The following is a 4,024-nucleotide window of genomic DNA, read 5'->3' as shown; positions in this document are numbered from 1 at the left end:
TGGTTTCTTTTCAGGTTCTGGTAATTCAGGCTCAGGTGTTGGTTTTTCTGGTTCTGTAGTAACTTTTGTACCAATTATCCAAATAGGCTTATTTTCTCCATCTTTATTTACTTGCCAAGATAAAATAGGCGTTCCTTTTTCTAGTGTTGAATCTTCTACTATATTCCAATCACTGTTTTCATTTTTAAAAGTATTTATATCTTGTAGTTGTGCTGTTGTTTTTCCATAAAGTTCTTCATCACTCATATTTTCATTTAGTGTTTTATCGTAGTATGAGTTGTTAATAACATCATCATTTATTCCTGCGACTCCACCTACTTTTAAGTTGGTATTAGAATTATCATTAACAGCTATTTTCCCACTAGCATATGAGTTTTCAATAGTATCGCTATTATCTCCTGCCACTCCTGCTATGTTTACATCTTGAGCATGACTAACAGTAGCTTTAATTTCTACATTTGAATATGAGTTTTTTATAGTTCCACTATTTTTTCCTGCCACTCCTGCAATATTTACATCATTGCCATTAGCATCGATAATAGCATCTATTTTTCCACTAGCATATGAGTTTTCAATCGTACCACCATTAAGTCCTGTAACTGCACCTATATTTGCATTTGTAGTACTTGATTCATTGTTAACTTCTATTATTCCATCAAAATATGAGTTTTTAATTGTATCACTATTAGCTCCTACAAGACCACCTAAGTATAATGATGTTCCCATTACTTTACCAAGAGCGTATGAATTTTCTATTGTTCCTTGATAATTCCAACCAACTAACCCTCCTGATGTTGAATCATCACCTCCATTGACAATAGAGTCAGAATAAGAGTTTTTTATAAGCCCTAGACCTCTATTCCATCCTACTAAGCCACCTACATAGTAAGTTCCTGTGAGATCTACTTTTGAGTGGGAATTTAAAATAGTTCCTTTGTTTATTCCAACAAGTCCCGCTGCAGTTTGGTTACTAGTACCATTTTCCACAATCTTTCCAGAAACACTTGCATTTTCAATAATAGCATCTTCACTATTAACATAGCCTACTAATCCTCCTACATAGTTTCCAGTAGTGATGTCAAGATTTGTTAAATGAATATTTTTAATTACACTTTCACCCCATATCGTACCAAATAGACCAACATAATTAGCATTAGTAAATGTATTATTCATTGTTAGTGAGTCAATAGTATGATTCATACCATCAAATACACCTTTAAAATTAGTTGCTAAACCTATTGGATTCCATCCTTTATTACTGTTTGCCGAAGCACTAGCTTGAGTTGTATAATCAGATGTAGAAGAATCTAAATCATTCAGTAATTTAAAATAATAATCTTGAGTTAGAATATTTGAATTATTAATATTTTGCAGTTGTGTCCAGTTTGTAATACCGTATGGATTAGCACTCGTACCAAATCCACCATTAAATAGTGTTCCAGTAACTACTTGAGTCATATCTGGATATTCTAGTAGATTTTTTAGATATGGTCTATTGTATAAGCCATATCCTGCAATCGTAGCATCCCCAAATACCCAAACAGTATCATCCCAATTTTTAGCAGCCAAGTCTCTAAGCTCAGCCGTTGTTTTTCCTAAATCACTATCACTTAACATGAAGTAGCTATTCATATCTTCGTCATAATATGAATTGGTGATAGTACCTTGACTATTACGCCCTACAAGGCCACCTGTATTACCACTCATCGTGGGTATTGTAACTTTATTGGTTGCATATGAGTTTGTGATAGTAGAACCATTTTGGTATCCAACAAGGCCACCTACATAGGTAGAACTGTCTTCATCAGCACTCACATCACCTGTTGTATAAGAGTTTGATATTGCACCTGCATTGTATCCAATAAGACCTCCTAAGTAATCTCCAGTACCATTTACTGTAGCTGTTGAATAAGAGTTTTCAACTGTGGAACTATTATTATTTCCAATAAGACCGCCTACTTGCCTTACACCTGATACACTACCTGTTACATATGAGTTGGTGATACTACTACTAGATGAACTTGTACCGACAAGACCACCTACTCTTTCATTACCTACTATTAAAGCACGCGTAACACCTAAATTTTGAATAGATCCTCCATTAAGTTCCCCAAATAAACCGATATAGTCTTCATTTCCTCTATTTATAGTAAGGTCATTTACTTTGTGGCCTAAACCGTTAAGGTTTCCAGTAAAAGCATTACCACTATCCCCAATTGGGTTCCATCCTGCACCACCATTCGCAGTATTACTAGCTAAGTTTGCATAATCATTAGTAGTAGAGCCTAAATCATTCAGTAATGAAAAATAGTAGTTTTGAGTAAGGATATTCCCATTATTAATATTTTGCAGTTGTGTCCAGTTTGTAATTTCATATGGATCAGCTTCTGTACCAAATCCACCTGCAAACAAAATCTCTCCATTTGAAGTATAAAAAGTTATAAGTTGTGGAAGTGCTAACGGTGTAGCCGTTGAGTAACCCTCTACACTTGCTCCTCCACCAGCTGTCCATGCATCAAGGCTTGAAAGAGCTGTGACAATTTCGGCTTTTGTTTTTCCATAAGTATCTTTATCACTCATTGATGTATCTGTATTTACCTCATTGTCATACCAAGAGTTTGTAACAGTTCCAGAATTATTACCCACTAAACCACCCATATAATTGACTGCATTAACTAAGCCAGTAGCATATGAATTAGTAATATCACTATAGTTATAACCAACTAATCCACCTGCATAAGAAAAATTTGTTGTTGAATTTAAGTTAATATTTGCATAACTATTTTCTATAGGTCTGTAATTTGTTCCAACTAAACCACCTGCATATTTTGTAAAATTAATCTGTCCGCTTGCTGTTACATTAAAAAGTTCACTATAACTAAATCCTACGATACCACCAACATATTGTTGTCCCGTAAAATCTATGTTAGTGATTTTAAGATTTGAAACACTTGAGCCTGAACTACTTCTTCCAAATAAGCCTATATTATTTTCAGTTGGTCTATCTATAGTCATATTAGAGATAGTATGCCCAAGACCGTCAAAGTTTCCACTAAAAGAATTGGTAAAATCTACTCCTATTGGCTCCCAACCTGCACTACTATTCCAAGAAGATGTAGCACCTGCATCAATATCTGCACCTAAAACATAATTACCTGATAAATTTCCATTTATCCCTTGTAAATCTGTTCCCGTTGTACTTCCTTCATTTCCTAAATCAGTAATAACAGTCCAAACAGTTTCACTTCCATCACTTGTTTGTTTAGTGAAAAAATTATTTCCCGCACTTAAGTTTACTTGTGCATTGATATAATAATCTGCACTATCTCCATAATGAAGTGCTAGTTGTCCATTAGTTGCAGTTATTGATTTATTGATAAAAATATCATTTTGTGCATTTAAAGTCAGTTTTGTATTTGCGTCCCAAGAAACAGTATCATTTACAAATATATCTCCATTTCCATCACTTGCACCATTTACACTTTGTATCTCTACACTAGCATTTTCTAAGTTTGAAGACAGAGTAGTTCCTGTAATATCTCCACCACTTGAAGCTATGGTAAAATCTTTTGGATCTATTAGCCATTTATTTGCTTTTACTTTAAATTCATCAGATATTTTTACTTTATCTGCACTAGTTTCAACAAACCCATCTTTAGCCTCAATAGTTCCACTAATTTTAGCTTCACCTCCATGGGCAAAAAGTTCTACATATCCAGTTACACCATCTAAGCTATTAGCTTCAATAATACCTGTATTATTTACAACCCCTTTAAGAAGTTCATCTACTGCGTTTGTTGTTAAAAAAATCTCTCCACCATCAGCATATACTGCACCTTTATTTTCAACAAGTGAGTCTAACACTCCCTTATCTACAGTTAAATCAACTATTGAGTTTCCATTTAGATTTATACTTACTTCATTGGCTCCAATTAGTCTAACACTTCCTTTTATAGCTTTAATAGTTCCTTCATTTGAAACAGAGTTTGCTAAAAGTGTTGCATAACCACTATTACTAATATCT

Annotated in this window: 1 protein-coding gene; it reads right to left on the bottom strand. The window is 33.9% G+C overall.

Translation table 11 applies throughout. The features are described 5' to 3' along the window. On the bottom strand, positions 1-4,024 hold a 4,024-nt coding region (locus tag CP960_RS12715), incomplete at both ends, for a beta strand repeat-containing protein (protein ID WP_101185865.1).

Source organism: Malaciobacter halophilus, from assembly GCF_002837275.1.
In the GTDB taxonomy this organism is placed as follows: Bacteria; Campylobacterota; Campylobacteria; order Campylobacterales; family Arcobacteraceae; genus Malaciobacter; species Malaciobacter halophilus.
This window is presented reverse-complemented; position numbering and strand designations above follow the sequence as displayed.